Here is a 26,426-nt window from a genome sequence, read left to right on the forward strand (position 1 = left end):
ACGCTACTAGGATTCACCGCGTGGATGTCGACGCGTTCGTGCTCGCGCACCGTCCGACGTGGGACCGGCTCGAGCACCTGATCAAGCGGCGTCGAGAGCTCACCGGTCCCGAGGTCGACGAGCTGGTCGATCTCTACCAGCGCGTGTCGACGCATCTGTCGATCGTGCGCACCGCGAACGCGGACCCGGTGATCGTCGGCCGGCTCTCGGGGCTGGTCGCGCAGGCGCGAGCCGCGGTGACGGGCGCGCACGCCCCGCTGTGGCGTGAATTCGTGCGGTTCTGGACCGTGTCGTTCCCCGTCGTCGCCTATCGGTCGCGGTGGTGGTGGCTCAGCACGGCCTTCGCGTTCTTCGCGTTGGCCGCCATCATCGCGGTGTGGGTTTCGGGCAGCCCGGAGGTGCGGGCCATGATCGGAACGGCCGACGAGATCGATCAGATGGTCAACAACGACTTCGCGGCGTACTACAGCGAGCACCCGGCAGGCTCGTTCGCGCTGCAGGTTTGGGTGAACAACGCGTGGATTGCGTTGCAGTGCCTCGGCTTTGCGATCCTGCTTGGTATTCCGATTCCCTACGTGGTGTTCCAGAACGCCGCCAACCTCGGTGTGGCGGCGGGACTGATGTTCGGCGCGGGCAAGGGTGACATCTTCCTCGGTCTGATCACACCGCACGGGCTGCTCGAACTGACCGCGGTGTTTCTGGCTGCCGGGGCGGGTATGCGGCTGGGCTGGAATGTGATCTCACCGGGTGACCGGCCGCGCGGACAGGTGCTCGCCGAGCAGGGTCGTGCGATCGGCGCGGTGGCGGGCGGGCTGGTGGCGGTCCTGCTGATCTCAGGCCTCATCGAGGCGCTCGTGACGCCGTCGCCGTTGCCGACCGCCGCGCGCATCGCCATCGGTGTGGCCGCCGAGATCGCGTTTCTGGCCTACATCTTCTACTTCGGGCGCAAGGCCGAGCGGGCCGGGGAGACCGGAGACGTCGAGGACGCTCCCGACGTCGTCCCGGTGGGTTAGAGGCGGCCGGTGGCCTTGAGGGCCAGGTAGTGGTCGGCCAAGGCGGGCGCCAGCTCCTCGGGTGCGGCGTCGACCACATCGACGCCCCGGCGCCGCAGCCGAGACGCGATGGCACGTCGCTCGTTGCGCGCCCGTTCGGCCGCTGCGGCGTCATAGACCTGCGGGGCGTCGGTACGGCCTGCGGCAAGCGCCTCGACCCGGGGATCGGCCACTGCGGCGACGAGCACCGCGTGCTTGGCCGTCAGCTGCGGAAGCACATTCATCAGGCCCTCGTCGAGCGCTGACGCGTTGAGGTCGGTCAGCAGTACCACCAGCGCGTGCCTGCGGACGCGGCGCAGCACCGCGGCGACCATCGCGCCCGCATCGGATTCGATCAGCGCCGGCTCGATCGGGGCCATCGCCGCGACCAGCTGAGCGAGCAGCTCGGTACGCGAGGCGTTGAACACCGCGGCCCTGGTCACCCGGTCGTGGGCCAGGAAGTCGACGTGGTCGCCTGCCCGCGAGGCCAGCGCGGCCAGCAGCAGCGCGGCGTCCATCGACCAGTCCAGCCGCGGCCACCCCGACGGATCGTTCGAGGTCGGATCGATGCCGACGCGGCCCGCAGACGTGCGAGAGGTGTCGAGCACGATCACCACGCGCTGGTCCCGTTCCGGGCGCCACGTTCTGACCACCACGTCGGCGCGGCGGGCGGAGGCCCGCCAGTCGATCGACCTGACGTCGTCGCCGATCACATATTCGCGCAGCGAGTCGAACTCGGTGCCCTGCCCGCGAATCAGGACCGGTGTATTGCCTTCCAGCTCACGAAGTTTGGCCAGCCGTGAGGGAAGGTGCTTGCGCGACAGAAACGGCGGCAGAATCCGGATCCGCCACGGCACCCGGTGCGAGCTCTGCCGTCCGGCCAGCCCAAGCGGCCCGGTCGCGCGGACGGTGACCAACGACGATTCCTGGTCGCCGCGGCGCACCGGCCGCAGCGTCGTCTCGAATCGAAGTTGTTGACCCGCGGCCAGGTTCACCGGATGGAGACGGGGATGGGCCCGCGCGCTCGGCGGCCACGCGTCGCGCACGACGCCGTTGATGCGCCGGCTGCCGGAGTTATCGGTGTGCAGAACGGCCGTGACGTCTTGGCCAAGCCGGGCGGTGGTGTCGCCGGACCGGGTGAACCGCACGCGGCGGGTGTTGCCCGCCAGGGCGGCATCGAGCCCGATCAGTACGACGAGCGCACCGAGCAGGACGGCGAACGTGGACGCGGGCCGGGGAGAGACCGCGATCGGCAGGACGCACACCAGTGCGACCAGCGCGCAGCGCCCGGTGAGGATCACTAGCGTGGCACCGGTACTGCCGCGAGGGTCCCGTCGAGCACGCCGTCGGGTGTGACGCCCTCCAACTCGGCTTCCGGCCGGAGTTGGATGCGGTGGCGCAAGGTGGAACGGGCCATTGCCTTCACGTCGTCGGGAGTCACGTAGTTGCGTCCCGACAGCCAGGCCCACGACCTTGCCGTCGCCAACAGGGCGGTCGCCCCGCGCGGTGAGACTCCCAACTGCAGTGACGGCGAATGCCTTGTCGCGGCGCAGATGTCGACGATGTAGCCGAGCACCTCGTCGGCGACCAGGACTTCGCGCACGGCGGCCCGCCCAGCCGCGAGCTCCGCCGCTCCCGCAACGGGCCGCACGTGGGACAGGTCCCGGGGGTCAAAACCGTGCGCGTGCCGATTCAGGATCGCGACCTCCTGCTCGCGTGTCGGCAGCGGCACGTTGAGCTTGAGCAGGAAGCGGTCCAACTGTGCCTCGGGCAGTTGGTAGGTGCCCTCGTACTCGATCGGGTTTTGGGTTGCGGCAACGATGAACGGATCCGGCAGGGGACGGGCTTGCCCCTCCACGCTGACCTGGCGTTCTTCCATGGCCTCCAGCAGCGCGGCCTGCGTCTTGGGTGGCGTCCGGTTGATCTCGTCGGCCAGCAGCAGGTTGGTGAACACGGGACCGGACCGGAACTCGAACTCCGCGGTGCGCGCGTCGTAGACCAGTGAGCCGGTGACGTCACCGGGCATCAGATCGGGCGTGAACTGCAGGCGTTTGAAGTCCAGCTGCAGTGCCGAGGCCAGCGTGCGCACCAGCAGCGTCTTGGCGACGCCGGGTACCCCCTCCAGGAGAACGTGGCCGCGGCACAGCAGCGCGATCACCAGTCCGCTGACCACGGCGTCCTGTCCGACGACCGCCTTGGCTATCTCGGCGCGCAGCGCCAGCAATGCGGTTCGCGCGGAATCGTTTCCGCCTGACTGAGTCACGAGCGTGCGACCTGCCTTTCGATGTTGTCGAGTTCGCGTGCGAGGTTGACCAGTTCGACGTCGTCGCCGGGTGGCGGGCCGAACAAGGTGTGTGCGATGGCCTGGGGATGGACACCGCTGTGTGCGGCCACCGCCTGGACCACCGCGGCCGGATCGGGGTTGACGCCAAGGCCGAGGCGGGGCTGCATGCGCTGTAGCGCGGCGGTGCGCAACGCGTCTGCCGCACTGTCGCGGGCACGACGCGAGCGGTAGAGACGGCCGCGCCCCTCCACGGTTTCGGAGGCTCGCACGACCACGGGCAGGCGTTCGGCGACCAGTGGACCGATGCGGCGGCCCTTCCAGAGCGCGAGTAGCACCACCACTGCGACCAGTTGCCACAGGATCCAGCCCACGTGTTCGGGTGCGAGGTCGAACAGGCTTGCCGCGCCGTCGGATTCGCCCTCGGTGAACTGTGGCGCATACCAGATCATTCGCGGATTCGTGCCTGCGAGGTTCATCGCGAGCGCCGCGTTGCCCGCCTTGGGCAGGCCGCGGTTCGTCATGAACCCGGTATCGCCGACCAGCGTGATGTCCCGGCCGTCGGCCGTGTAGCGGACCAGCGCGCCTTCGTAACAGCGCGTCAGGTCGATGTCCTCGTCGGCGGCCTCGTAGGCGTCGCTCACGCTGAACTGCACGGCCCCGGCGCGGGTGGCCTCACGAAGGTCGCAGTCAGGGCGTTCGCCGCCGCCGAACGTGGTGGCTCCGCTCAGCTTCACCTCGGGCGCCAGTGCTTCGCGAGTGCGTGAATTGGGTTGCACCAGCAGGCGATCACCCGGTAGCGCCGCAAGACGCTGGAGCACTCCCTCGTCGACGAGGTGATAGGTCTGCACCACGACAAGCAGGGTGTCGGGCCGCGCGGCCGCCTCCACCGCGGCCACGTCGGGCGCTTCGACGACGTCGACCCCGTTTTCGGCCAGCAGCGTCGTCAAGGCCCGCGCCCCGTCCGGCCCGGTGGAGTTCGGGTCCATCCATCCCCCGGGACGAGGTGCGGTCAGGTAGGCGCTGAGAACGGCGAATGCGACGATGACGGTCAACCCGAGCACGATCCAGCGCGCTCCGCGCCATCGTGTGCGCAGCGTCGGCTCCACGGCGGTGTCGGTCGTCATCGGATCTCGGCCCACCCGTCAGACGCGGCGGGGGTGACAGTGGTCGAGGCTGCCACCGAAGCCCGCGACCTCACGTGGTCGTCGAGATCGGCGACCAGCCGGTAAGCCTTTTCGGTGCCCGGAATCTCGCCATACGTGACGTCATTGAATGCCGTTGAAGCGGCGACGAGTTCGTCACTCAGATGCGGGAGCTGGCGGCCCGCGTCACGAGCAAGCTCGGTGGCGGTGCGGCCGGGGACCGGGTCGAGCACACCGGTCTCCTCCAACTGTCGGGCGACGGCCCGCAGGCGGTGCCGGATCGCCGCGGCCCAGTCCGCTGCCGTTGCGCACTGTTCGGCGGTCGCCCGATGCTGTGCTGCCGTCATATCGTGCTCGCCGAACAACGCCTCGGTGTGGCCGCGGCCCGTTCGCATGGCCCGGCGCCCGATCCGGATCGCCAGGACCACCGCGACGGCCACGAGGACCAGCAGGACGGTGATCGTCACCCAGCCGCCCGGTATCGACGAGCCCTCCGCAGCCAGCCGGTAGATCAGATCGTCGACCCATTCACTGACCCGGTCGGTCAGGGAAGGCTTGGGATATATCGGTTTTGCGAGCTCGCGCTGCGCCGCCTCGTGCGCGGCATCGCTGTCGATGTCTATGGTCGGCACGTCAGTTCTGGCGGGTCAGCCACAGGTGGTCGGTGGAGTCGGACGGGGCGGTGGGACCGTAGCCGGCGCCGGTCTGCAACACCAGGTCGAAGGCCTCTCTGCGGATGCGGCCGTCGGTGTACTGCAGCGCCACCACACCCGCGCTGAAAGGTGCGGTGATGATCTGGCCGATCGCGCCTCCGACCGACACCAGGACCAAGGCGAACAGCGCGGCCGTGGTGGTCGTGGCCGCCATCAGGATTATCTGCCCGCCGAGGCTGAACGGGAACGCGACGGCGCCGGCGACGAGTTGCGCGACGATCACGGCGAGCAGGCGAATACCCAACACCCGCCAGAAGTCTCGTTTGATCAAGGCGAACGACCGCTTGACCGCGTCGACGATGCCGAGTCGCTCGAGGACGATGATGACCGGAGTGAACGTGAGCATCGTCCCCAGGTACACCAACGCCGCAATCAACGCCAGTGACAAGGGGATTCCGATGAGCACCGCGGCCGCGCCACCCGCAGCGGCCCCGACCCCGAAGATGATGCCGACCACGGCAGCGATCAACAGCATCGCGCCGAGGACCTCCAGGACGGAGAAGCCGATCAGCGCCCACAGCCGGCCCCGAAGTCGTTGCCACGCTTGCCCGATGGTGATCCCGGAGCCGAAGACGGCCCTGCCCACGACGACGGTGAGCAGACCGCTCAGCAGAATCGCGGCCAACCCGGTCGCGACCGATCCGGCGAGGCTCGACAGCATGGTGCTCACCAGCACACCCGCCGACACCTCCTCCTCACCGCTGAGCGTGGGGATCAGTTGCCCGCCGACAGCGAGCGGGCCGACGGACAGAATCAGCGCGATCAGCTGGGTGGCGACCACCACGATGGTCGTCAACCCGAGCGTCGCTTTGGGATTCGCCCGGATGTAAGCGACCGCACCGTTGAAGATGTCCGACAGCGTCAGTGGGCGAAGGGGGATGACCCCCGGCTTGAGTGCGGGCGGCCCGTACCCCGGATGGCCATAGCCGGGGCCGTAGCCCGGCGGAGGTCCGTAACCCGGCGGGCCGTACCCCGGCGGAGGTCCGTAACCCGCTGGGCCGTACCCCGGCGGTGGCGCATAACCGGGCGGCGGATACCCCGGCGGCGGATAACCCGGTGGCGGATAGCCCGGAGGTGGATAGCCCGGCGGCGGTGGGCCTGCAAAACCGGACCCGCCGGCGTCGGTGCTCATGGCCACTATCCTGTCGAGGACAGTGCGAATTGACAACGTCGTCGGGCGGTCGTGGCGGTCGAGCGCAGCGTAGTTTTGGCTCATGGGCGAACTCAAAGAACGGTTGCGAAGCGACCTGACGGCTGCGATGAAGTCGCAGGACAAGCTGCGCACCGCGACGCTACGGATGCTGCTCGCAGCCATCACCACAGAAGAGGTCGCAGGCAAGGAGTCGCGCGAGCTGACCGACGCCGAGGTGCTCAAGGTGCTGGCCAGAGAGTCCAAGAAACGGGGCGAGTCCGCACAGATCTACACGCAGAACGGGCGCGGTGAACTCGCCGCCAACGAGCATGCCGAAGCGCAGGTCATCGACGAGTACCTGCCGACTCCGTTGACCGAGGCCGAACTGGCCGACGTCGCCGACACCGCGATCGCACAGGTCGCCGAGGAGATCGGCGAGCGGCCCGGCACCAAGCAGATGGGGCTGGTGATGAAGGCCGCGACCGCCATCGCGGCCGGTAAGGCCGACGGCGCACGGCTCTCGGCGGCGGTGAAGGCCAGGCTGTAGCGAGCCGGGCACCCGTTTTCGCGGGGTGGGGCTCGGGTACCCCGCACCCATGACGCGGTTCGGATACACCCTGATGACAGAGCAGAGCGGGCCAAAAGAACTTGTCCGCTACGCGGTTTCGGCCGAACACGCGGGCTTCGACTTCGAGGTGTCCTCCGACCACTACTTCCCGTGGCTGTCTGCACAGGGACATGCGCCGTACGCGTGGTCGGTGCTGGGCGCGGTCGCCCACGCCACCGAGCGTGTGGAGCTGTTCACCTACGTCACCTGCCCCACGATGCGTTACCACCCGGCGATCGTCGCGCAGAAGGCCGCGACGCTGCAGATCCTCGCCGACGGCCGTTTCACGCTGGGTTTGGGCAGCGGTGAGAACCTCAACGAGCACGTCGTCGGCAAGCGCTGGCCGACGGTGGCGCGCCGCCAGGAGATGCTGCGCGAAGCGATCCAGATCATCCGCGAGCTGTTCACCGGAGACCTCGTCGACTGGAAGGGCGAGTACTTCGAGGTCGACTCCGCACGCCTGTGGGACCTCCCTGAAACCCCCGTCGCGATCGCCACCGCGGTTTCGGGTGAGCGGTCGGTCGAGACGTTCGCGCCGCTGTCGGATCACCTGATCGCCGTCGAACCGAACAAGGATCTCGTCGATGCATGGCACGAGGCCAGGCGCGCCACCGGCCTGCCCGGTGACGTGCGCGTCGTCGGGCAGATCCCGGTCTGCTGGGACACCGACAAAGACGCCGCGGTGCGCCGGGCGCACGACCAGTTCAGGTGGTTCAGCGGTGGGTGGGCGGTCAACTCCGACCTTCCGACCACCGCCGGCTTCGACGGTGCGACGCAATACGTGCGCCCGGAGGACGTGGCCGAATCCATCCCCTGCGGACCCGATCTCGATGCGATCGTCGAGGCGGTCAGCAAGTACTGGGAAGCCGGCTTCACCGATATCGCGCTCGTGCAGATCGGCGACGAGGGGCAAGAGCAGTTCCTCAAGGAAGCCGCAGCGCCGCTGCTGGACAAGCTGCGTTCCGCAGCCAACTAGAAGGGACCGATATGCCGACCGGAAAAGGCATCTACGACGACGACGACGCCGACGAGCGCGACAAGCGCAAGGCGCAGCGCACCGGGCCGAAGGACGAGGGCGGCGACGGCGGCATGGCAACCCGCGAGAACGCCCCGGACGTCGCGGAATCCGGCGGGGAGCCCACGGCCTGATCACTCGGCGTCGCGGCCCTGCCTGCTGCGCTTGTACGCCGAACGCCGGAAGTCGCCGAGCCAGCGCGGGGCCAACTCGACCTCGGGATCGCTGTGCAGGGCCGGGTCGAACGCGATGTCGTCACAGCTCGGGTCGACGTGGCGAAGGGTCAACCGGGCCAGCGGGCGGAACCCGCCCTTGGCCGGCGCCTGGTCGATAGTGAATGCCAGCCCGGACGAGTCGATCTGCTTTTCGACGGCGTCGAGCGACAGCCCCGGCGCGTCGATCCGGGTGACCAGCCGGGCGCGCACCCACCACAGCGTGTCGTGATACCGCAGCGGCATCAGGCTGGAGAACGTCGCCCCGGACCACGACAGGACGGGGGCCAGGCCGACGCGCGTACCCGAGAGCGTCGACGCCAACAGCACGTCCCACGGACTGCAGGCCCGAAGATCCGGCGGCGGCGGAATCCGAAAAGCCAGACCGGCGACGTCCGGAGCGGCGCCGGGCAGGCCGATACCCTTGGAGACGCGTGCGATGACGTCGCAGGAGTTCATCGGAAGCCCTTCACCGTCGGGGGCGATACGTTCGAGGATGCCCTCGGCCATCACCCCTGACGGATGAAACAGCCGCCGGTCCCGAATGGCGGCGCCGAGGCGGATGGGAAGCGAGGCGATATCGGAGGCTTGCACGGTAGAGGTGTGCCCCCGCGGCGTCGCAGCAAAACGAGCACCCACGTTTCAACACCCCCGATACCGGGCATTAATTCCGGGCAATGCTGCATTGCGCAGCAGAGGAACCTGTCGAAAGGCCGTTGTGACAACCGCATACACCGACGTCCGTGGGCCCCTGATCGCGGATGAGGGCGTCTACGCGCCGCAGGAAGATTCGCAGCTGCTCATCGAGGTCATGGACCAAATGGCGCTGGCACGCGGCCGGCACGTGGTCGACTTGTGTACCGGAAGCGGCGTCGTCGCAATCGGGGCCGCTGAACAGGGTGCCGCATCGGTGACCGCCTTCGACATCTGCCAGCGCGCGGTGCGATGTGCGCGGGCAAACGCGGTCGCGTCCGGAGTCGACATCGATGTGCACCTCGGATCATGGGCGCGGGCAGTTGAATTCGGACCGTTCGACCTGGTCGTCTGCAATCCGCCGTATGTACCGCACGATCCGAGCGCCGAATGCGAACCCCTCCCGGCCTACGTTGGACCCCCTCGCGCGTGGGATGCCGGATGCGACGGCCGGCTCGTACTCGACCCGCTGTGCGCGACGGTGCCCGACCTTCTCGACCACGGAGGCAGCCTGCTGCTGGTGCAGTCGGAGTTCGCCGATCCGCGGCAGACGCTCGGTGCACTTGCCTGCGCCGGTCTCGACGCGGAAATCGTTGCACGGCAGTGGATCCCATTCGGACCGGTGCTGTCGTCGCGGGCATTGTGGCTCGAGGAGTGCGGTCGCCTCGAACCGGGACGCCGCGAAGAGGAACTGCTGGTGATCCGGGCGGACAAGCCATGAGCGATGCCGAACCGCGCACCGTGCGGGTGGTGCCGAACGGCCCGCTGATGGTGCAGGGGCCGGTGCGCATCGAGATGCCCGACGGCCAGGTCGTGGAATCGGACCGGTTCATGGTCGCGGTGTGCACGTGCCGGCGCAGCAAGGACTATCCGTTGTGCGACACCAGTCACCGGCGTCGCAAGCGCGCCGACATGTCTACAAAGGGCGACGCGCCCGACGACAAAGTCGCGTCAGCTCAGCGGCCGGCGTAGCGACGAGCGGTTCTCGGTCCAGCAGTTCATCAGGTGCGTGGCCAGGCGGCCCTCGACGACGTCCAGCGCCCGCATGCCGAACACGACGTCGCGGTCCAGATGCGGCTCCTTGGCGACGAGATCGCCGACGACATCGGTGCGGACCACCTGCTCGTGGACGGCATCGGCCACCACATGCTCGTGGTAGAAGGCCACGCAGGCGTCGGGAGCGCCCATGCGGCGCAACGCTTCCACCAGCCGTCGCGAGCCGGGCGACGACGTGATCTCCGTCGACGCGAAATGCCCGATCGACGCGCCGCGCAGTTCGCGGTGCAACCCGAACAACGACATCAGGTTCACCGACGCCAATGCGTCGGCGGAGACGTGGTCGAGGTAGCCGAGGTAGGACGAGTCGAGGCCCGCGGCATCCAGCAACTGCGCGTACAGGTGCTGATGCACGTGTTCGCCACGGCCACCGCCGAACTCGTCGAACTCGACTGCGACGAACGCCGCCTTGGAGTGTCCGGCAAGGCGAGGGATGGTCCAGGCGTGCGGGTCGCCCTCTTTGAGGTGATACACCGAGCGGTGCACGAAGTATTCGAGCATCTGCTCCCAGGTGCCCTTGTCGCGCAGGAAGTATGACGGACCCTCGCCGTCCACCGGTTCGATCGACAGCTTGTCCATCTCGGCTTCCGCGGTCTCGCCTTCGGCGATCTCGCCGACGTCCTCGCGAACCGCGTCCAGGAACGCCTCCTCGAACCGGCCGCGCAGGTGCAGCAGCGCGGGGTTCCACTCCCAGCGCGGGCTCACGTCGGCGAAGCCGCGGTAGTGCAGCTCGTAGCAGATGTAGAGCGCGAGTTGGAGATCGAGGCCGTACGGATCCGCGTCGAACATCGGCACGTCGATCGGACGCAGCGGCAACGACGGACGGCCGCGCTGCAGGAGATCGATGACGGCTGCAGACAGTGGCCCGGCGGCCTTCGGCAGGGCAGGTTCGACTCGCGTCGACGGTAAAGTCACGCCCTTCTCAATACCCTCATCCGCACCGGTCAAACGCATGTTCGGTATCAGTCGTTCGGCTCACAGCGAATCTGAAGCCGACACTTTCGCAGTCGGGGTGGCGGGATTCGAACCCACGACCTCTTCGTCCCGAACGAAGCGCGCTACCAAGCTGCGCCACACCCCGCGTGAAGCCACGACAGCGTATCGCACCAGCGGGTCGCCTAGCCAAACGCCTTCGGGCGTGCGGGCCTTCCCCGTTCGCGAGAGCTACACCAGGGCTGCGATCCGCCACCGGATCGCGACCCTGGTGTACGCCTCGCGACGGCATAAGTGCTCGGCCGAAGTCGTGATTTGCGACACGCCGCGGGAAGCAACGAGTTGTCGGTGGCGTTGTTCATCATGTAACCAAACGACGAAGCGAGGACAAGATGACTGGCTTAGGCGCATCCATCTACCTGGGGTTCTTCGTTCTCGCCGCGGTGTGGCTTTTCCTCACCTCCGACGGCCCGCTGATCGGCGGTGACGACGATCAGGGCCAGCGTCCCGAGCGTTCGAACTCGGCCAACACCGACGCGAACTCCGAAGGGTCCAACCCCTGGCTGGTCAGCCACTCGTCGCAGAAGTAGGTCTCCGCGTAGCGGTCACCGCTGTCGGCGAGCAGTGTCACCACTGATCCGCTGCGACCCTCGTTCCTCATCTCGGCCAGCAGGCCGAACGCCCCCCACAGGTTCGTCCCCGTCGACGGTCCCACCCGCCGGCCCAGCACCGCGCTGGCGTGCCGGGCCGCGGCAACCGACGCGGCGTCCGGTACGACGACCATTCGGTCGACCACGCCAGGCAGAAACGACGGCTCCACCCGCGGTCGGCCGATTCCCTCGATGCGCGACGACATACCGGTGACGACGTCACCGCGGCCCTGCTCGTATGACGGGAAGAAGGCCGAGTTCTCCGGGTCGACCACGCAGAGCCGGGTGGCGTAGCGGCGGTAGCGGATGTAGCGCCCGATGGTGGCGCTTGTCCCGCCGGTGCCCGCGCCCACCACGATCCAGTCGGGCACGGGGTGCGCTTCGTCGCGCATCTGCTCGAAGATCGACTCGGCGATGTTGTTGTTGCCGCGCCAGTCGGTGGCCCGCTCGGCGTTGGTGAACTGATCGATGTAGTGCCCGCCGGTGGCTTCGGCGAGCCGTTCGGCCTCGGCGTACACCTGACTGGACTCGGCGACGAAATGGCAACGGCCACCCTGAGATTCGATCAGCGCGATCTTGCTGGTGCTCGTCGACGACGGCATCACGGCGATGAACGGCAGGCCGAGCAGCGCCGCGAAGTACGCCTCGGACACCGCCGTCGACCCCGACGACGCCTCGATGATCGTGGTGTTCTCCTCGATCCACCCGTTGCACAGCGCGTAGAGGAACAGCGACCGCGCCAGCCGGTGCTTGAGGCTGCCGGTGATGTGGGTCGTCTCGTCCTTCAGGTACAGCTGCAGATCGCAGCCGTCACACCAGGCCGACGGCAACGGATAGCGCAACAGGTGGGTGTCTGCGCTGCGGCGTGCGTCGGCCTCGATCAACCGGACGGCGTCGTCGACCCACGCGCGTGGGCTACTCCGGCTTGCGGTGAGGGCCCTGTCGTTCACCGCACCGTCAGTCACCGCACCGCGACGCTCGGATGGGACGTGCCCGCCCGAACGTCTGCGTCCTGACCGCCGATCGGGGCAGCGACCAGTGTCAGCAGCGTGGCCTCGGGACGGCAGCAGAACCGCAGGGGGGCGTACGGCGAGGTGCCGATGCCCGCCGAGACGTGCAGTTGGGTGTGCGCACCCCAGCGCGACGGGCCCTTGGCCCGCGACCGGTCCAGACCGCAGTTGGTGACGAGGGCGCCGTAGAACGGCAGGCACAACTGGCCGCCGTGGGTGTGGCCCGCCATCACCAGCTGATAGCCGTCGGCCGCGAACCGGTCGAGGACCCGTGGCTCAGGCGAATGGGTCAGCCCCAGGGTGAGGTTCGCGGCGGGACTGGCCGGACCGGCGACGGTCTCGTAGCGGTCCCGAGACAGATGTGGGTCGTCGACGCCTGCGGCCGCGATCAGCTGGCCGCGCACCTCCAACTCGCGGCGGGTGTGGGTCAGGTCCAGCCAGCCACGCTCGGTGAACGCCGCCCGCAGGTCCTGCCACGGCAGCGGTTCGCCGTGGACGCGATGGCCGGGCCGGGTGATGTAGTTGAGCGGGTTCTTCGGCGTCGGCCCGAAATAGTCGTTGCTGCCGAACACGAACAGGCCCGGGATCGACAGCAACTCCGACAGTGACTGCACTACAGCGGGCACGGCCTTGGGGTGGGCAAGGTTGTCGCCGGTGTTGATCACGAGATCGGGTTCCAAGGCGACCAGCTCGCGCAGCCAGGCCTGCTTGCGCCGCTGTCCGGGACGCATGTGAATGTCGCTGATGTGCAGCACCTTCAACGGTGAGGACCCGGGTGCCAGTACCGGCATCGTCACTTCTCGCACCACGAAGGCGTTGCGCTCGATCATCGCTGCGTAGCCGATGCCGGCGACCAGCGCGCCTGCGGACGCCGCGGCGGAGTTCTTCAGGATCGTCGTCGAACGGGCGGACATGCTGCAGAGCCTACTGCCAGTGGCCCCGACGAAGCGCTCTCGACCGCTCGGGCGTGGGCAACTGCACACCCATCACGGTGGAGGCGGTGGCGCAGGCGGAGGGGGCCCGAGCACCGGCACGGTGATCGGCGGCAGCCCGGGAATCTCGACCACCGTCTGGCCGACCGGCGCTGGCAGGCCGGGTATCGCGCCGGGCGGAGGCGGTGGCGGGGCCGGCGGAATGCCGTTGGAGACCTGGATCGTGATGATCGACCCCGGAACCGTCTGGCCGCCCGGGGTTGTGCCGACCACGGAGCCCCGTGGCGCATTGCTGTTCACCGAGGACGCTTGGTCGGCGACCTGGAAGCCGGAGTCACGCAACCGCTGTCGGGCCGCGCTCTCGGTCAGGCCCGAAACGCTGGGCACCCGCGAGCCGGGTCCGCCCTCGACGTAGCGCGGATCGGTCGGGGGCAGCCGTACCTCGCCGAAGTTGTTGACGATCGGTTTCATCGCGGCGAACCACGTCCTGGCCGGTTCGTTACCGCCGTACAGGTTGCCGTACCCGCACTTGCGCAGCGGGAACGAGCACAGTTCACCGGGTGCGGTGGAGTCGTCGTAGATGTAGTTCCCGGCGGCGAGGGTGTTGGTGAAGCCGAGGAAGGCCGACGAGCGGTGGGCCTCGGTGGTGCCGGTCTTACCCGACATCGGCAGGTCCCAGCCGACCGAACCGGCCGCTCCCGCGGCGGTGCCCGCCCCCTCGTCGTCCTTGCTCATGGCGTTGGCCAGCGTGTTCGCCAGGCCCTCGGGCACCGCCTGCTCGCAGGTCTCCGTGGTGACCGACACTTCCTCGCCGTGCCGGTCGATGACCTGGGCGATCGGATTCGGCGGGCACCACACGCCGCCGGAGGCCAGCGTCGCTCCGACGTTGGAGAACTCGAGCGCGTTGATCTCGATCGGTCCCAGCACGAACGAGCCGAGGTTCTGCCGCTTGATGAAGTCGGCCAGGCTCTCGTTGCTGTCGGGGTCGTAGTCGCGCGCGGTGCCCGGCAGCGCGTAGGAGCGCAGTCCCAGCCGGACCGCCATGTCGACGCTGCGCTGCACGCCGACCTGCGAGATCAATTTCGCGAAAGCCGTGTTGGGTGAGGTGGCCAACGCGTCGGTGATGTTCATGGTGCCGCGGTAACCGCCCGCGTTCTTCACACACCACGTCGCGGCCGGGCAACCCGGGGTGTCGCTGCTGCCCAGGCCCTTGGCCTGGAACTGCGCGGGCACGTCGAGCTGGGCGTTGATGCCCATCCCCATCTCCAAGGCCGCCGCGGTGGTGAACAGCTTGAACGTCGACCCGGCACCGTCACCTACCAAGGAGAATGGTTGCGGCTGCATGGTCTCACCGGCATCGAGGTTGAGCCCGTAGGTGCGGCTGCTGGCCATCGCCAGCACCGGATGCGATTCCTTGCCGGGCTTGATCACGCTCATCACGCTGGCCACACCGTCGAGGTCAGGGGCGGCGAACTGGTTCACCGCCGCCTTCACCGGACCCTGGACGTCGGGGTCGAGGGTGGTCCTGATCAGGTATCCGCCCCTGGCGACCTGTTCTTTGCTGACACCCGCGCGCGCCAGATATTCGAGCACGTAGTCACAGAAGAACGCGCGGTCGCCGGCGGCGATACAGCCGCGCGGCAGTTCCTTGGGCTGCGGGAGGACACCCAGCGGCTCCTCCTTGGCCGCCCGCAACGCCGCTGCTTCCTCGGGGATGTTCTGGATCATGGTGTCCAACACCAGGTTTCGCCGTGCCAGCGCGCCCTCGGGGTTGGTGTAGGGGTTCAGCGTGCTAGTCGACTGGACCATGCCCGCCAGCAGAGCGGCCTGCTGCCAGTTCAACTCCGACGCGTTGACCCCGAAGTACGTCTGCGCGGCGTCCTGCACACCAAAGGCGCCGTTGCCGAACGACACCAGGTTCAGATAGCGCGTCAGGATCTCGGGCTTGGTGAACGTCTTGTCCAGCGTCAGCGCCATCCGGATCTCGCGCAGCTTGCGCGCCGGGGTGGTCTCGATGGCGGCGCGCTTCTCGGCGTCGGTCTGGGCGATCACCAGCAGTTGATAGTTCTTGACGTACTGCTGCTCGATCGTCGAACCGCCACGCGTGTCCAGATTGCCCGACAGGTAACCGGACAGCCCGGTGAGCGTGCCCTGCCAGTCGACGCCGTTGTGTTCGGCGAACCGTTTGTCCTCGATCGAGACGATCGCCAGCTTCATCGTGTTGGCGATCTGGTCGGTGGGCACCTCGAAGCGGCGCTGGTTGTAGAGCCAGGCGATCACGTTGCCCTTGGCGTCGACCATCGTCGACACCTGCGGCACCTCGCCCTCGACGAGTTGCGCCGAACCGTTGGCAACCACGTCGGAGGCCCGATTGGACACCAGGCCGAAGCCACCGACGACCGGAAACATCAACGCCGCGGTGATCACGCTGGCCAGCAGAACGCACCAGGCGAGCTTGATCACCGTCACCGTCCGCGGAGGCGGGGTCGGCGGTGGACTGTCCGGCATGACCTACAGACTAACGACGTCGCAAAAACGTGGGCTCGCCACGGGCGATCCCAGAACTGTGAAAGCGCGACGACCGGCGCGGACGTCAATTCTGCCGACTGACGGCACGGTCGTCCCAAAAAAGTGGAGGCGTACGTATTGCGCAAGACGGCTTTGACCATCTAATTTGGTCGGACAGTGCGATACAGGTCACACTGACCCCTCGCAATGTGACGTAGATCGCATGAGCGCTCTACTACCAGGGATCGCGCCGTACCGGTGTTGACCGGGGGGCGGTTGGAACGGAGGGAACTCTGGTGTCAGCTACGAGGCCCGCGGCGCGCAGGACCGCGGTGACATCGTCGGCTCACAGTGTCGTCCACGGTGCCGAGGCCGAAGCCCGCATCGCCTGGGTGTCGCAAGCCCGATGCCGCCAGACCGATCCTGATGAGCTGTTCGTCCGGGGGGCCGCACAGCGCAAAGCCGCAGTGATCTGCCGGCACTGTCCGGTGATCCTCGAGTGCGGCGCCGACGCGCTCGACAATCGGGTGGAGTTCGGGGTCTGGGGCGGAATGACCGAGCGGCAGCGCCGCGCTCTGCTCAAGCAGCACCCCGAGGTCGTCTCCTGGGCAGAGTTCTTCAACGCCCAGCGCAAGCATCGCAACGCGGTCTAGGCCGCGCCGGCGGCTTTCTCGCTACGCGGCGGTCTCGCCGGTGATCTGATCGGCGATCGCCCGCAGCGCTTCCAGGTCCGAGACGTCGAACGGCAGCGAGGGCACGCCCACGATCGACACGTGCGGGTTGGCCCCGGTGAAGCGCGACAGCAGCCGGATCTCACGCTTGGCGGTCATGGCCCGGTCGGCGTGGATTCTAAGCACCGCTGCCGTCACCGACTCCGGATCGCTCTTCTCGATCGTCTCGGCGGCTTCCTCGGCCTTCTCGGCGTGCAGATCGCACAGCATCGGGTGGGTGCGGTTGAGGATCAGACCGGCCAGCGGCATGTGCTCCTCGGAGAGTCGGTCGACGAAGAACGACGCCTCGCGAAGGGCGTCCGGTTCGGCCGCCGAGACCACCACGAACTGCGTCCCGCGCCGCTTGAGCAGCTCATAGGTGCGGTCGGCCTTCTCACGGAAGCCGCCGAACGTCGAGTCCAACGACTGCACGAAAGCCGCTGCGTCCGAGAGCATTTGCGATCCCAGAACCGTGGACAGCGCCTTCATCGCCAGACCCATCGCCCCCGTGACCAACCGGCCGATACCCCGCCCGGGCCCCAGCAGCAGCTTCCACAGCCTGCTGTCCATGAAGCCGCCCAACCGCTTTGGCGCGTCGAGAAAGTCCAATGCGTTGCGTGACGGTGGGGTGTCGACGACGACCAGGTCCCATCGGTCCTCGGCCAGGAGTTGACCGAGCTTCTCCATGGCCATGTACTCCTGAGTGCCCGCCAGCGAGGTGGCCACCGTCTGATAGAACTGGTTGTCCAGAATCTCTTGTGCCCGTTGGGTTCCCGAGTACTGGATGACCATCTCGTCGAACGTTCGGCGCATGTCGAGCATCATCGCGTGCAGTTCGCCCGACACCTCGGGGGCCAGCGGAACCCGCTGCGGAGTGTTGCCGAGCGTCTTGATGCCCAGCGCCTGGGCGAGCCGCTTGGCCGGGTCGATGGTCAGCACGACGACGGTCCTGCCGTACTCCGCCGCGCGCAGCGCCATCGCCGCAGCCGTGGTGGTCTTGCCGACGCCTCCTGCGCCGCAGCACACCACGACGCGGTTCGACGTGTCCTTGAGAATCGAGCCCAAGTCGAGGGCCGGTGGAGTCGTACTCATCAATTCCGACCCTTCTTCGCGCGAGCGTCCATCAGCGCACCCCTTGGCGTTCGAGTTCTTCGGCGAGTTCGTACAGGCTGCCCAGATCGACACCGTCGACGATCTGCGGCAGCTGCAGGCGCGCCACGTCCAGCGCGTCGAGTTGCTCCGCGCTTTCGGCGCGCGCCTGGATACGGGTCGCATGCTGGATCGCCTCGGTCAGCAGCCCGGCGAAATCGGAGTCCGACAACGAGATTCCGGCCTCGGCGAGGTCGGCGCGCACGGTGTCGGCGTCGATGTCACCTTCGGCCGCCTTGGTCAACGCATCGGCGGGCAGGTACGCGGGGATGTCACGGTTGACGATCACGCTGCCGATGGGCAGCCCGAGTTCCTTGAGCTCGTCGATCGCCTCCAGCGTCTCCTGGATGGGCAGCGCCTCCAGCAGCGTGACCAGATGGATCGCGGTCATGTCGGAGTGCAGCACCTTGACCACACTTTCGGCCTGCCCGTGTACCGGACCGCCCTTGGCCAGATCCGACACCGCCTTGGTGACGTCGAGGAACCGCGCGATGCGACCCGTCGGCGGGGAGTCGACCACGACCGCGTCGTAGACGGGCTGTTTGCCCTTCTCGGCGCGGGTCACGATCTCGCGGATCTTGCCGGTCAGCAGCACGTCGCGCAGACCCGGCGCGATCGTGGTCGCGAATTCGACGGCACCGATCCGGCGCATCGCACGCCCAGCCAGACCCAGGTTGTAGAACATGTCGAGGTACTCCAGGAACGCGGCCTCGGTGTCGATGGCCAGCGCGTTGACCTGACCGCCGCCCTCGGCGGTCGCGATCTTGACCTCCTGGTAGGGCAGCGGCGGCACGTCGAACAACTGCGCAATACCTTGGCGCCCTTCGACTTCCACCAACAGCACCTTGCGGCCGCCGGCCGCCAGCGCCAACGCCAGCGATGCGGCGATCGTGGATTTGCCGGTGCCACCCTTGCCGGTGACGAAGTGCAGTCGAGCCTTGCTCAGCCGAGAGGGCCAGCCGACGGATCTACCGCCATTGGTAGTGGAAGCCACCCGTGCATGCTAGCCAACGCGGTTGCGTGCTCCGCAGGTCCGCGGCCACATAGCGGTCACCGATAAGCTCGGGCGCATGACCGAATCGACCCGTTGGGAATACGCCACCGTCCCGCTGCTGACCCACGCCACCAAGCAGATCCTCGATCAGTGGGGCGAGGATGGTTGGGAGTTGGTGTCTGTGCTGCCGGGCCCCACGGGCGAACAGCACGTCGCCTACCTCAAGCGTCCCAAGTGACACCGTCCGCGCGGCTGGCGGAGCTGGGCATCGAGTTGCCTCCTTTGGTCGCGCCGTTGGCGGCCTACGTGCCCGCAGTACGCACCGGCAACCTCGTCTACACCGCGGGTCAGCTGCCGATTCGCGACGGTGAATTGGTGCTCACGGGCAAGGTCGGCGCAGGGGTCACCCCCGAGCAAGCCCACGAGCTGGCCCGGGTGAGCGCGCTCAACGCGCTGGCCGCGGTGCATTCGCTGGTCGGCATCGACGCGGTGACCCGCGTGGTCAAGGTGGTCGGGTTCGTCGCCTCCGCGCCGGGATTCCATGGTCAGCCGGGTGTGATCAACGGCGCGTCGGAGCTCTTCGGGGAGGTGTTCGGGGAGGCAGGCGCGCATGCCCGCTCCGCGGTCGGGGTGTCCGAGCTGCCGAGGGACGCCCCTGTCGAGGTCGAAGTGATCGTGGAGGTCGCGTGACGCCGGAGCATCCGGCGTACGGACGGCTGCGTCGGGTCACCGACACTGCCTCGGTGCTGCTGTGCGACAACCCCGGCTTGTTGACGCTGGACGGCACCAACACCTGGGTGTTGCGCGGCCCCGGCAGCGACGAGATGGTCGTCGTCGATCCCGGGCCCGACGACGACGAGCACATCGGGCGGATCGCGGAGCTGGGAATGATTCCGTTGGTGCTGATCAGCCACAAACACGAAGACCACACCGGGGCCATCGACAAGATCGTCGACCGCACGGGCGCGGTGGTGCGTTCCGTGAGCAGCGGATTCCTGCGAGGCCTCGGCGGCCCGCTCACCGATGGCGAGGTCATCGAAGCCGCGGGGCTGCGCATCACCGTGATGGCCACCCCGGGCCACACCGCCGACTCGGTGTCGTTCCTGCTCGACGACGCGGTCCTGACGGCCGACACCGTGCTGGGCCGCGGGACGACCGTCATCGACAAGGAGGACGGCAGCCTCGCCGACTACCTGGAGTCACTGCAGCGGCTGCGGGGCCTCGGACCGCGCACCGTGTTGCCCGGGCACGGGCCCGATCTGGAGAGCCTCGAAGCCGTGACCGACATGTACCTGGCGCACCGCGAGGAGCGGCTCGACCAGGTGCGCGCGGCGCTGCGGGTGCTCGGCGACGACGCCACCGTGCGTCAGGTCGTCGAGCACGTCTACACCGACGTCGACGAGAAGCTATGGGACGTAGCGGGATGGAGCGTCCAAGCACAGCTCGACTATCTGCGCACCTGAGTGATTTGTGCACACTCTGGAGCGCTCACCGCTCCTCAATGTGCACAAGTCGCTATCGGGCTCGGCGCGCGAGCCGTTCCGAGTCGGAGATCAGAACGCTCTTGCCTTCCAAGCGAATCCACCCGCGATGGGCGAAATCGGCGAGCGCCTTGTTGACGGTCTCCCGCGATGCGCCGACGAGCTGGGCGATCTCCTCCTGAGTGAGGTCATGGGTCACCCGCAGCGCGCCGCCCTCCTGGGTGCCGAACCGCTGCGCCAGCTGAAGCAGCTGCTTGGCCACCCGGCCGGGAACGTCGGTGAAGATCAAGTCGGCGAGGTTGTTGTTGGTGCGGCGCAACCGGCGGGCGAGCACGCGCAACAGCTGCTCAGCGATCTCGGGGCGGTCGGCGATCCACGCCCGCAGCGCGTCGCGGTCCATCGACACCGCGCGAACCTCGGTGATGGTGGTCGCGCTCGACGTCCGCGGACCGGGGTCGAAGATCGAGAGCTCACCGAACATGTCCGACGGGCCCATGATCGTGAGCAGGTTCTCGCGGCCGTCCGGCGAGCGGCGTCCGATCTTGACCTTGCCGGAAATGATGATGTAGAGCCGATCGCCGGGCTCACCCTCGGCGAACACGGTGTGTCCACGGGGGAAGTCGACTGGCTGCAATTGCTTGGTCAGCGCGGTGACGGCGCTGGGTTCGACCCCCTGGAAGATTCCGGCCCGCGCCAGGATCTCGTCCACGTTGCCCCTCTTAAGCTGTTAGGTGAAACCGACCTCTATCGGTAAGCGAGATAAGTCTAGAGGTACCCGATTTCGTGACCAGCCCACGCTACACACGATCGGCATGTCGGGTCTGCTGAAATTCCGGATTCATCCCGTGCTGGGGATATGGCAGTACCGGCAGATCCGTATCCCGAAAATGCGCCGCTGACCCGCTGGTGAACGCGTGCGTGACGTGCTGGCGATGGCGCAGACCGTCCAGTGCGCGGCTCATTCCGTCCCGCGCCAGCGTGTCGACGTCCAACGGCTCGGCCTGTTCGAAGAAGTGCGCCACATCGGTGGCTGAGACGGTGTCCCGGTGCAGGCCGGCCTCCAGGCGTTGCAGCCCGAGCGTCGCAGCCATCAGCAACCCCGGAATCAGGCCAACGAGCAACCACGACACAAGGCAGAAGTAAACACGCCGAAAGTCTCAGCGGGATCACGAAACGTCACCGGTCCGCAGCAGTTCGGCAGCGCGGTTCGCGGTGGCTTTGAGGTGGCTTTGTCCGAGCGTCTCAGTACCCTGGCATGCGTGACCGTAAGCGAGGCGTCGGCAAAGAACGCGGGTAGGCCCAAGCGCGCCCGGAAGCGGGACGGCGAGACGCGGATTGGGCTCGTCCGTCGTGCGCGGCGAATGAATCGCACGCTGGCGCAGGCATTTCCGCACGTGTACTGCGAGCTGGACTTCACCAACCCGCTCGAGCTCACCGTCGCGACGATCCTGTCGGCCCAGAGCACCGACAAGCGGGTCAACCTGACGACACCGGCGCTGTTCAAGAGATATCGCACCGCCCTGGATTACGCGCAGGCCGACCGCACCGAGCTCGAAGAGCTCATCCGGCCCACCGGGTTCTATCGCAACAAGGCCAATTCGCTCATCCGGCTCGGCCAGGAACTCGTCGAGCGGTTCGACGGCGAGGTACCGGCCACCATGGAGGAGCTGGTCAGCCTGCCGGGGGTCGGCCGCAAGACCGCCAACGTCATCCTCGGCAACGCGTTCGGCGTCCCCGGCATCACGGTCGACACCCATTTCGGCAGGCTCGTGCGCCGCTGGGGGTGGACCACCGAAGAGGATCCGGTCAAGGTCGAGCACGCGGTCGGTGAGCTCATAGAGCGCAGCGAGTGGACCGACCTCAGCCATCGGGTGATCTTTCACGGCCGCCGCGTCTGCCACGCGCGCAAGCCGGCGTGTGGGGTCTGCGTGCTGGCCAACGACTGCCCCTCCTTCGGCATCGGGCCCACTGACCCGCTGATCGCCGCGCCGCTGGTCAAGGGACCCGAAACCGAGCATCTGCTGGCTATGGCCGGCCTGTAACCGACACGTCCCCCGAACGACTGTGAGTACCTCGACCCGTTGGACCGTCGTGGTGCTCGTGGTCCTCGTGGCGCTCGGGTGGGCGCTGTGGTCGCAGTTGGACCGCGACACCGACTCCACGGGGGCGCCGTCGCAGCACAGCGCGCGCGACCGCCGTGCCGCCGACACCGCCGAAGCGCTGGCCGGCCCGCGGGCCGAGGCCGACCTGCCGCCGTGCCCTGCGCCGGGAGCCGGAGCTGGACCCGAGGCACTGCGCGGGATCACGCTGGAGTGCGCGGGCGACGGGGCGATGGTCGACGTGGCCAAGGCGCTGGCCGGCCGCGTCGTCGTGCTCAACCTGTGGGCGTACTGGTGTGCGCCGTGTGCGGCCGAACTCCCCGCGATGGCCGAATATCAGCAGCGCATGGGCTCGGCCGTGACCGTGCTGACCGTGCACCAGGACGAGAACGAGACGGCGGCGCTGCTGCGGCTGGCCGAACTCGGCGTGCGACTGCCCACCTTGCAGGACGGCAGGCGGTTGATCTCCGCCGCGCTCCGGGTGCCCAACGTCATGCCCGCAACCGTGGTGTTGCGCGCGGACGGTAGCGTTGCGCAGGTCCTACCGCGCTCTTTCACCAGCGCCGATGAGATCGCCGCAGCGGTGGGGCCGCAGGTCGGCGCGAGGACGGGAGAGCCGGGGTGAGCTGGGTCAGCGAGGGTAGCGGTCTGTTGCCCGACGCCGCCCCGGCCTGGCTCAAACCGTTGCTGGACAACGCAGGCGACATCAAGCGGGCCTACCGCAGGCGGGTGCCACCCGAGTTGCTCGCGATGGTCACCAGCGAAGGAAAACCGGCGCAGGCCGTTGCGCGGGAGGCGGCGGTGCTGGTGTTGTTCTCCGGACCCGCCGACTCCCCGACCGGCGCCGTGCCCGACGAGGCCGACCTTCTGGTCACGGTGCGCGCGGGCACCCTGCGCCACCACGCAGGTCAGGCCGCGTTTCCCGGCGGCGCCGTCGAACCTGGCGATCACAGCCCGGTGCAGACGGCGATGCGCGAGGCCAACGAGGAGACCGGGATCGACGGGCAGCGGTTACATCCGCTCACCACGATGGAGCGGTTGTTCATCCCTCCATCGGGGTTCCACGTCGTACCGGTGTTGGCCTACTCGCCGGACCCGGGCCCCGTGGGTGTCGTCGACGAAGCCGAGACCGCGCACGTCGCCCGGGTTCCGGTGCGCGCGTTCATCAACCCCGAGAACCGAATCATGGTGTACCGCAAGGCCAACACGCGGCGCTACGCGGGTCCGGCGTTCCTGCTCAACGAGATGCTGGTGTGGGGTTTCACCGGCCAGGTGATCTCGGCGATGCTCGACGTCGCGGGATGGGCAAAGCCGTGGAATACCGGCGACGTGCGCGAACTGGAGGACGCAATGGCGCTCGTCGGCCGCGGCGCCGGTTACGGTGATGCACAACCATGACATCGTCGCAGTGGGTGGACCTCATTGTCCTCGGCATCGCCTTCGTGGCGGGCATTTCGGGCTGGCGCTCGGGCGCGCTGGGCTCGATGCTGTCGTTCCTCGGGGTGGTCCTCGGCGCCGTGGCCGGGGTGCTGCTGGCGCCCCACTTGGTCGCCAACATCGACGGGCCGCGCACCAAGCTGTTCGTGACGCTGTTCTTGATCCTGGCATTGGTCGTCGTGGGCGAGATCGCCGGCGTGGTGCTCGGCCGGGCGGTGCGCAGCGCCATCCGCAACCGCTCGCTGCGGACGGTCGACTCGCTGATCGGGGTGGCAATACAAACCTTGGCGGTCCTGGTGGCCGCGTGGATGCTGACGTACCCGCTGCAGTCGTCGGATCAGCCGAACCTCGCCGCGGCCGTGCGTGGCTCGCAGGTGCTCAAGGAAGTCAACGACCTGGCGCCTGCGTGGCTGCGCGAGGTGCCCAAGCGGCTCTCGGCGTTGCTGGACACCTCCGGCCTGCCCGACGTGCTGCAACCGTTCGGGCGCACCCCGATCGTCGCCGTCGACGCGCCCGACGCCGCTCTGGCCGCCGACCCGGTCGTGGCGTCGGCGCGGCCCAGCGTCGTCAAGATCCGCGGGGTCGCCCCTGGCTGCCAGAAGGTCCTCGAAGGAACCGGTTTCGTCGCCGCCAGCAACCGCGTGATCTCCAACGCGCACGTCGTCGCCGGATCGGAGAGCGTCACCGTCGAGGCCGACGGGCAGACCTACGACGCGTTCGTCGTGTCCTACGACCCGCAGGCCGACATCTCGATCCTCGACGTGCCGGACCTGCCTTCGGCGCCTCTGTCGTTCGCCGACACCCCCGCCACCACCGGTACCGACGCCGTGGTGATGGGCTATCCCGGCGGCGGAAACTTCGTCGCCACGCCGGCGCGCGTCCGCGAGATCATCGAGCTGAGTGGCCCCGACATCTATCGCACCACCACTGTCGAGCGCGAGGTCTACACCATTAGAGGCACTGTGCGCCAGGGTAATTCGGGTGGGCCGATGATCGATCGAGAGGGCCGGGTGCTGGGCGTGGTGTTCGGTGCCGCGGTCGACGACGCCGACACCGGTTTCGTGCTCACCGCCAACGAGGTGTCGCAGCAACTGGCCAAGCTCGGCAACACCGATCGGGTGCCCACCGGCGCCTGCGTCGCCTAGCCGTAGACCTGGCCCACGAAGCGGGACAACTGGTCGTTCACCGTGTCCGGTGCCTCCTCGTGGCCGAAATGTGCTGCGCCATCGATGGATACGTACCTACCGTGCGGTGCGTAACGCTGCGTCCGGTACACGGGATCGGCGAGTACATACGGGTCGGCAACACCCCGCATATGCAGCACCGGAACGTTGATCGGTCGCTTCATCTCCCGTATGAAGCGCCTGCCCTCCCCGCGTAGCTGGCTGCGCACCGCCCACCGCTGATACTCGAGGGCCGAGTGCGCGGCGCCGGGGATCTGAATGGCGCGGCGCATGTGCGCGATGGTTTCGGAGAAGTCTTCGGTGGCAAGCCATTTGTCGCCGGCACGGCTGCGCACCAGGCGTTCGAGTTCGGCACCGTCGTTGCGGATCAATGCCCGCTCGGGCCACATCGGCACCTGGTAGCGCAGCATCCACGGCAGCAGCGCGCGGCCCTGGTCGCGACGGCGCAGCGCAGAAGCGCGCAACGCCGCCGGATGCGGTGAGCTGACCACGGCGATAGCGCGGACGGCGCGCGGATGCAGCACGGCGGTGGCCCAGCACACCAGGCCGCCGTCGGCATGCCCGACCAGCGTCGCGCTCTTGTGGCCCAGAGCCCGCACCAGGCCCGCGGTGTCACCGGCCAGCGTCCAGCCGTCGTAGCCTCGCGGGGGTTTGTCGCTGGCACCGTAACCGCGCAGGTCGACGGCGACCACGCGGGCACCGGACAAGCCGCGTAGTTGGTGGCGCCAGGACCACCAGAACGAGCCGAATCCGTGCAGCAGGATCACCAGCGGCCGCTCGGCGCCCCCAGCCGCGTCACCCTCCGCTTCGACCACGTGGAAGCGAATTCCGTTGGCGTGCACCTTCAGATGCCGCCACGGTCCGTCGATGCGGACGACCGACGGGGCGGGTGGGGGCACTTACCAGCCCGACGGGTCGGCCGTCGACGCCGGCTTTCCGTCGCCCGAGGCGATCTCCTTGGTCCTGTCGTGGCCCGGCGTCAGCGCCTCGGGGATCTCCTTGACCGATTCGATCGTCTTCTGCGGGCCGCGGATGCGTCGCACCTTGAGATAACCGAGGAAGGCGAAGATGGCGGTGACGACGACCATCAGGCCGAACACGATGAGGTAGGCCGCCCACTTGACCAGCCACAGGTCGAGCAGCTCACCGAGGAAGAAGAAGAAAAAGAACGTCGAGTAGAACAGCACGACCAGCGCGAGGACGAAGAAGACGCTGCCGGTCAGCCCCTTCTTGACGTCGCGCGTGATCTCGGCCTTGGCCAGCTCGACCTCGGCGCGCACCAGCGTGGACACCTGCGCGGTCGCGTCCTTGACGAGGTCACCGATCGACGGGTCGGCCTTGGGTGCGTGCGGGTCGACCAGCGGTATCGACGTGACGGTGGTCGGCGCGCCATTCCTGCGATCGCTCACGACGGTTCCTCCCGCATAGGCCGGCGATGGTGTCGGTCGCGACTC

General features: G+C 68.1%; 30 protein-coding genes and 1 tRNA gene. 14 read left to right on the forward strand and 17 right to left on the reverse strand.

Annotation, left to right across the window (positions count from 1 at the left end; translation table 11 throughout):
- Positions 1 to 20 precede the first annotated feature (20 nt).
- On the forward strand, positions 21 to 1,013 hold the full coding sequence (locus A5759_RS07885) for a stage II sporulation protein M (RefSeq protein ID WP_068195980.1): 993 nt from the start codon (positions 21 to 23) through the stop codon (positions 1,011 to 1,013).
- Here A5759_RS07885 and A5759_RS07890 read toward each other — a convergent pair.
- Genes A5759_RS07890 through A5759_RS07910 form a run of 5 tightly spaced genes read right to left on the reverse strand, consistent with a single transcriptional unit; the run spans position 1,010 to position 6,302 of the window.
- Complete coding sequence (locus tag A5759_RS07890) at positions 1,010 to 2,332, reverse strand: DUF58 domain-containing protein (protein ID WP_068195983.1); 1,323 nt, start codon at positions 2,330 to 2,332, stop codon at positions 1,010 to 1,012. The two genes, A5759_RS07885 and A5759_RS07890, sit on opposite strands and share 4 nt — an antisense overlap.
- Positions 2,332 to 3,294 (reverse strand): MoxR family ATPase, encoded by a 963-nt coding sequence (locus A5759_RS07895; RefSeq protein ID WP_068195986.1) that lies wholly within the window; start codon positions 3,292 to 3,294, stop codon positions 2,332 to 2,334. The genes A5759_RS07890 and A5759_RS07895 overlap by 1 nt, the downstream gene beginning before the upstream one ends.
- Entirely contained in the window at positions 3,291 to 4,439 is a 1,149-nt protein-coding gene (locus A5759_RS07900; protein WP_068196131.1) for a DUF4350 domain-containing protein, read from the reverse strand. The genes A5759_RS07895 and A5759_RS07900 overlap by 4 nt, the downstream gene beginning before the upstream one ends.
- Entirely contained in the window at positions 4,436 to 5,089 is a 654-nt protein-coding gene (locus tag A5759_RS07905; RefSeq protein ID WP_068195989.1) for a DUF4129 domain-containing protein, read from the reverse strand. Before A5759_RS07905 ends, A5759_RS07900 begins: the two co-directional genes overlap by 4 nt.
- A gap of 1 nt (position 5,090) precedes the next feature.
- On the reverse strand, positions 5,091 to 6,302 hold the full coding sequence (locus A5759_RS07910; RefSeq protein WP_068195992.1) for a hypothetical protein: 1,212 nt from the start codon (positions 6,300 to 6,302) through the stop codon (positions 5,091 to 5,093).
- A gap of 82 nt (positions 6,303 to 6,384) precedes the next feature.
- Here A5759_RS07910 and A5759_RS07915 point away from each other — a divergent pair, with 82 nt between their 5' ends.
- From A5759_RS07915 to A5759_RS26085, 3 genes are read left to right on the forward strand one after another with little or no spacing between them, the layout of a single operon-like run.
- Positions 6,385 to 6,849: a GatB/YqeY domain-containing protein gene (locus tag A5759_RS07915; protein ID WP_064399344.1), complete on the forward strand. Its 465-nt coding sequence runs from the start codon at positions 6,385 to 6,387 to the stop codon at positions 6,847 to 6,849.
- Positions 6,850 to 6,898: 49 nt separating this feature from the next.
- On the forward strand, positions 6,899 to 7,885 hold the full coding sequence (locus A5759_RS07920; protein ID WP_068195995.1) for an LLM class F420-dependent oxidoreductase: 987 nt from the start codon (positions 6,899 to 6,901) through the stop codon (positions 7,883 to 7,885).
- An 11-nt stretch (positions 7,886 to 7,896) separates the two neighbouring features.
- Positions 7,897 to 8,058, forward strand: a complete 162-nt coding sequence (locus A5759_RS26085) for a hypothetical protein (RefSeq protein WP_164674022.1) — start codon at positions 7,897 to 7,899, stop codon at positions 8,056 to 8,058.
- Here A5759_RS26085 and A5759_RS07925 read toward each other — a convergent pair whose 3' ends face one another.
- The gene (locus tag A5759_RS07925; RefSeq protein WP_068195999.1) at positions 8,059 to 8,730 is read right to left on the reverse strand and encodes a phosphodiesterase; all 672 of its coding nucleotides are present in this window, start codon (positions 8,728 to 8,730) and stop codon (positions 8,059 to 8,061) included.
- A 124-nt stretch (positions 8,731 to 8,854) separates the two neighbouring features.
- Here A5759_RS07925 and A5759_RS07930 point away from each other — a divergent pair, with 124 nt between their 5' ends.
- Both A5759_RS07930 and A5759_RS07935 read left to right on the forward strand, forming a co-directional pair.
- The gene (locus A5759_RS07930; protein WP_066846995.1) at positions 8,855 to 9,550 is read left to right on the forward strand and encodes a HemK2/MTQ2 family protein methyltransferase; all 696 of its coding nucleotides are present in this window, start codon (positions 8,855 to 8,857) and stop codon (positions 9,548 to 9,550) included.
- Positions 9,547 to 9,801, forward strand: a complete 255-nt coding sequence (locus A5759_RS07935) for a CDGSH iron-sulfur domain-containing protein (RefSeq protein ID WP_068196004.1) — start codon at positions 9,547 to 9,549, stop codon at positions 9,799 to 9,801. The genes A5759_RS07930 and A5759_RS07935 overlap by 4 nt, the downstream gene beginning before the upstream one ends.
- Here the strand turns inward: A5759_RS07935 and A5759_RS07940 are convergent.
- The 5 genes from A5759_RS07940 to ponA2 form a co-directional block, all read right to left on the reverse strand.
- Positions 9,781 to 10,800 carry an iron-containing redox enzyme family protein gene (locus A5759_RS07940; protein ID WP_197505996.1) on the reverse strand — a complete coding sequence of 340 codons (1,020 nt, stop codon included), beginning with the start codon at positions 10,798 to 10,800 and terminating at the stop codon, positions 9,781 to 9,783. The two genes, A5759_RS07935 and A5759_RS07940, sit on opposite strands and share 21 nt — an antisense overlap.
- Positions 10,801 to 10,892: 92 nt before the next feature.
- A tRNA-Pro gene (locus tag A5759_RS07945) sits at positions 10,893 to 10,966 on the reverse strand.
- Positions 10,967 to 11,311: 345 nt separating this feature from the next.
- Positions 11,312 to 12,433: a PLP-dependent cysteine synthase family protein gene (locus tag A5759_RS07950; RefSeq protein WP_369816179.1), complete on the reverse strand. Its 1,122-nt coding sequence runs from the start codon at positions 12,431 to 12,433 to the stop codon at positions 11,312 to 11,314.
- Positions 12,430 to 13,392, reverse strand: a complete 963-nt coding sequence (locus A5759_RS07955) for a metallophosphoesterase (RefSeq protein WP_064419242.1) — start codon at positions 13,390 to 13,392, stop codon at positions 12,430 to 12,432. Before A5759_RS07955 ends, A5759_RS07950 begins: the two co-directional genes overlap by 4 nt.
- Positions 13,393 to 13,464: 72 nt before the next feature.
- Positions 13,465 to 15,918 carry a transglycosylase/D,D-transpeptidase PonA2 gene (gene ponA2, locus A5759_RS07960; RefSeq protein ID WP_068196009.1) on the reverse strand — a complete coding sequence of 818 codons (2,454 nt, stop codon included), beginning with the start codon at positions 15,916 to 15,918 and terminating at the stop codon, positions 13,465 to 13,467.
- Positions 15,919 to 16,214: 296 nt separating this feature from the next.
- Between ponA2 and A5759_RS07965 the strand changes: the two genes are divergently transcribed.
- On the forward strand, positions 16,215 to 16,571 hold the full coding sequence (locus A5759_RS07965; RefSeq protein WP_068196012.1) for a WhiB family transcriptional regulator: 357 nt from the start codon (positions 16,215 to 16,217) through the stop codon (positions 16,569 to 16,571).
- Between the two features lie 21 nt (positions 16,572 to 16,592).
- On the opposite strand, the gene A5759_RS07970 is transcribed toward A5759_RS07965, so the two are convergent.
- Positions 16,593 to 17,720 (reverse strand): ArsA family ATPase, encoded by a 1,128-nt coding sequence (locus tag A5759_RS07970; RefSeq protein WP_064425375.1) that lies wholly within the window; start codon positions 17,718 to 17,720, stop codon positions 16,593 to 16,595.
- 31 nt (positions 17,721 to 17,751) lie between these two features.
- Positions 17,752 to 18,771, reverse strand: a complete 1,020-nt coding sequence (locus tag A5759_RS07975; RefSeq protein ID WP_064419245.1) for an ArsA family ATPase — start codon at positions 18,769 to 18,771, stop codon at positions 17,752 to 17,754.
- Between the two features lie 76 nt (positions 18,772 to 18,847).
- Here A5759_RS07975 and A5759_RS25910 point away from each other — a divergent pair, with 76 nt between their 5' ends.
- The 3 genes from A5759_RS25910 to A5759_RS07985 are packed head-to-tail and all read left to right on the forward strand — an operon-like array spanning position 18,848 to position 20,234.
- Positions 18,848 to 19,009 (forward strand): DUF4177 domain-containing protein, encoded by a 162-nt coding sequence (locus tag A5759_RS25910; protein ID WP_094288127.1) that lies wholly within the window; start codon positions 18,848 to 18,850, stop codon positions 19,007 to 19,009.
- Positions 19,006 to 19,461 (forward strand): RidA family protein, encoded by a 456-nt coding sequence (locus A5759_RS07980; RefSeq protein ID WP_068196015.1) that lies wholly within the window; start codon positions 19,006 to 19,008, stop codon positions 19,459 to 19,461. The genes A5759_RS25910 and A5759_RS07980 overlap by 4 nt, the downstream gene beginning before the upstream one ends.
- Positions 19,458 to 20,234 carry an MBL fold metallo-hydrolase gene (locus A5759_RS07985; protein ID WP_068196018.1) on the forward strand — a complete coding sequence of 259 codons (777 nt, stop codon included), beginning with the start codon at positions 19,458 to 19,460 and terminating at the stop codon, positions 20,232 to 20,234. Before A5759_RS07980 ends, A5759_RS07985 begins: the two co-directional genes overlap by 4 nt.
- Positions 20,235 to 20,286: 52 nt before the next feature.
- Here the strand turns inward: A5759_RS07985 and crp are convergent, their stop codons facing one another.
- Positions 20,287 to 20,961 carry a cAMP-activated global transcriptional regulator CRP gene (gene crp, locus A5759_RS07990; protein WP_064347819.1) on the reverse strand — a complete coding sequence of 225 codons (675 nt, stop codon included), beginning with the start codon at positions 20,959 to 20,961 and terminating at the stop codon, positions 20,287 to 20,289.
- An 88-nt stretch (positions 20,962 to 21,049) separates the two neighbouring features.
- Positions 21,050 to 21,343 (reverse strand): hypothetical protein, encoded by a 294-nt coding sequence (locus A5759_RS07995; RefSeq protein ID WP_068196137.1) that lies wholly within the window; start codon positions 21,341 to 21,343, stop codon positions 21,050 to 21,052.
- Between the two features lie 270 nt (positions 21,344 to 21,613).
- On the opposite strand from A5759_RS07995, the gene nth reads away from it, so the two are divergent.
- From nth to marP, 4 genes are read left to right on the forward strand one after another with little or no spacing between them, the layout of a single operon-like run.
- Positions 21,614 to 22,294 (forward strand): endonuclease III, encoded by a 681-nt coding sequence (gene nth / locus A5759_RS08000; protein WP_066847031.1) that lies wholly within the window; start codon positions 21,614 to 21,616, stop codon positions 22,292 to 22,294.
- A gap of 22 nt (positions 22,295 to 22,316) precedes the next feature.
- Positions 22,317 to 22,976: a TlpA disulfide reductase family protein gene (locus A5759_RS08005; protein ID WP_068196021.1), complete on the forward strand. Its 660-nt coding sequence runs from the start codon at positions 22,317 to 22,319 to the stop codon at positions 22,974 to 22,976.
- Positions 22,973 to 23,749, forward strand: a complete 777-nt coding sequence (locus tag A5759_RS08010; RefSeq protein ID WP_068196024.1) for a CoA pyrophosphatase — start codon at positions 22,973 to 22,975, stop codon at positions 23,747 to 23,749. Before A5759_RS08005 ends, A5759_RS08010 begins: the two co-directional genes overlap by 4 nt.
- Complete coding sequence (gene marP, locus A5759_RS08015) at positions 23,746 to 24,933, forward strand: acid resistance serine protease MarP (protein ID WP_064399327.1); 1,188 nt, start codon at positions 23,746 to 23,748, stop codon at positions 24,931 to 24,933. The genes A5759_RS08010 and marP overlap by 4 nt, the downstream gene beginning before the upstream one ends.
- Here marP and A5759_RS08020 read toward each other — a convergent pair.
- Complete coding sequence (locus A5759_RS08020; RefSeq protein WP_068196027.1) at positions 24,930 to 25,871, reverse strand: alpha/beta fold hydrolase; 942 nt, start codon at positions 25,869 to 25,871, stop codon at positions 24,930 to 24,932. The genes marP and A5759_RS08020 overlap by 4 nt on opposite strands.
- Positions 25,872 to 26,381, reverse strand: coding sequence for a phage holin family protein (locus A5759_RS08025; RefSeq protein ID WP_064399325.1), 510 nt, complete (start codon positions 26,379 to 26,381; stop codon positions 25,872 to 25,874).
- Positions 26,382 to 26,426 lie beyond the last annotated feature (45 nt).

The organism is Mycobacterium sp. 852014-52144_SCH5372336 (assembly GCF_001665615.1).
In the GTDB taxonomy this organism is placed as follows: Bacteria; Actinomycetota; Actinomycetes; order Mycobacteriales; family Mycobacteriaceae; genus Mycobacterium; species Mycobacterium neumannii_A.

What these genes read in the sequence shown, in the direction of transcription:
- A5759_RS07900 (WP_068196131.1), bottom strand. Translation starts at nt 4,439, where the DNA reads ATGACGACCGACACCGCCGTGGAGCCGACGCTGCGCACACGATGGCGC.
- A5759_RS07910 (WP_068195992.1), bottom strand. Translation starts at nt 6,302, where the DNA reads ATGAGCACCGACGCCGGCGGGTCCGGTTTTGCAGGCCCACCGCCGCCG.
- A5759_RS07915 (WP_064399344.1), top strand. Translation starts at nt 6,385, where the DNA reads ATGGGCGAACTCAAAGAACGGTTGCGAAGCGACCTGACGGCTGCGATG.
- A5759_RS07920 (WP_068195995.1), top strand. Translation starts at nt 6,899, where the DNA reads ATGACGCGGTTCGGATACACCCTGATGACAGAGCAGAGCGGGCCAAAA.
- A5759_RS26085 (WP_164674022.1), top strand. Translation starts at nt 7,897, where the DNA reads ATGCCGACCGGAAAAGGCATCTACGACGACGACGACGCCGACGAGCGC.
- A5759_RS07935 (WP_068196004.1), top strand. Translation starts at nt 9,547, where the DNA reads ATGAGCGATGCCGAACCGCGCACCGTGCGGGTGGTGCCGAACGGCCCG.
- A5759_RS07955 (WP_064419242.1), bottom strand. Translation starts at nt 13,392, where the DNA reads ATGTCCGCCCGTTCGACGACGATCCTGAAGAACTCCGCCGCGGCGTCC.
- ponA2 (WP_068196009.1), bottom strand. Translation starts at nt 15,918, where the DNA reads ATGCCGGACAGTCCACCGCCGACCCCGCCTCCGCGGACGGTGACGGTG.
- A5759_RS07970 (WP_064425375.1), bottom strand. Translation starts at nt 17,720, where the DNA reads ATGAGTACGACTCCACCGGCCCTCGACTTGGGCTCGATTCTCAAGGAC.
- A5759_RS25910 (WP_094288127.1), top strand. Translation starts at nt 18,848, where the DNA reads ATGACCGAATCGACCCGTTGGGAATACGCCACCGTCCCGCTGCTGACC.
- A5759_RS07995 (WP_068196137.1), bottom strand. Translation starts at nt 21,343, where the DNA reads ATGGCTGCGACGCTCGGGCTGCAACGCCTGGAGGCCGGCCTGCACCGG.
- nth (WP_066847031.1), top strand. Translation starts at nt 21,614, where the DNA reads ATGAATCGCACGCTGGCGCAGGCATTTCCGCACGTGTACTGCGAGCTG.
- marP (WP_064399327.1), top strand. Translation starts at nt 23,746, where the DNA reads ATGACATCGTCGCAGTGGGTGGACCTCATTGTCCTCGGCATCGCCTTC.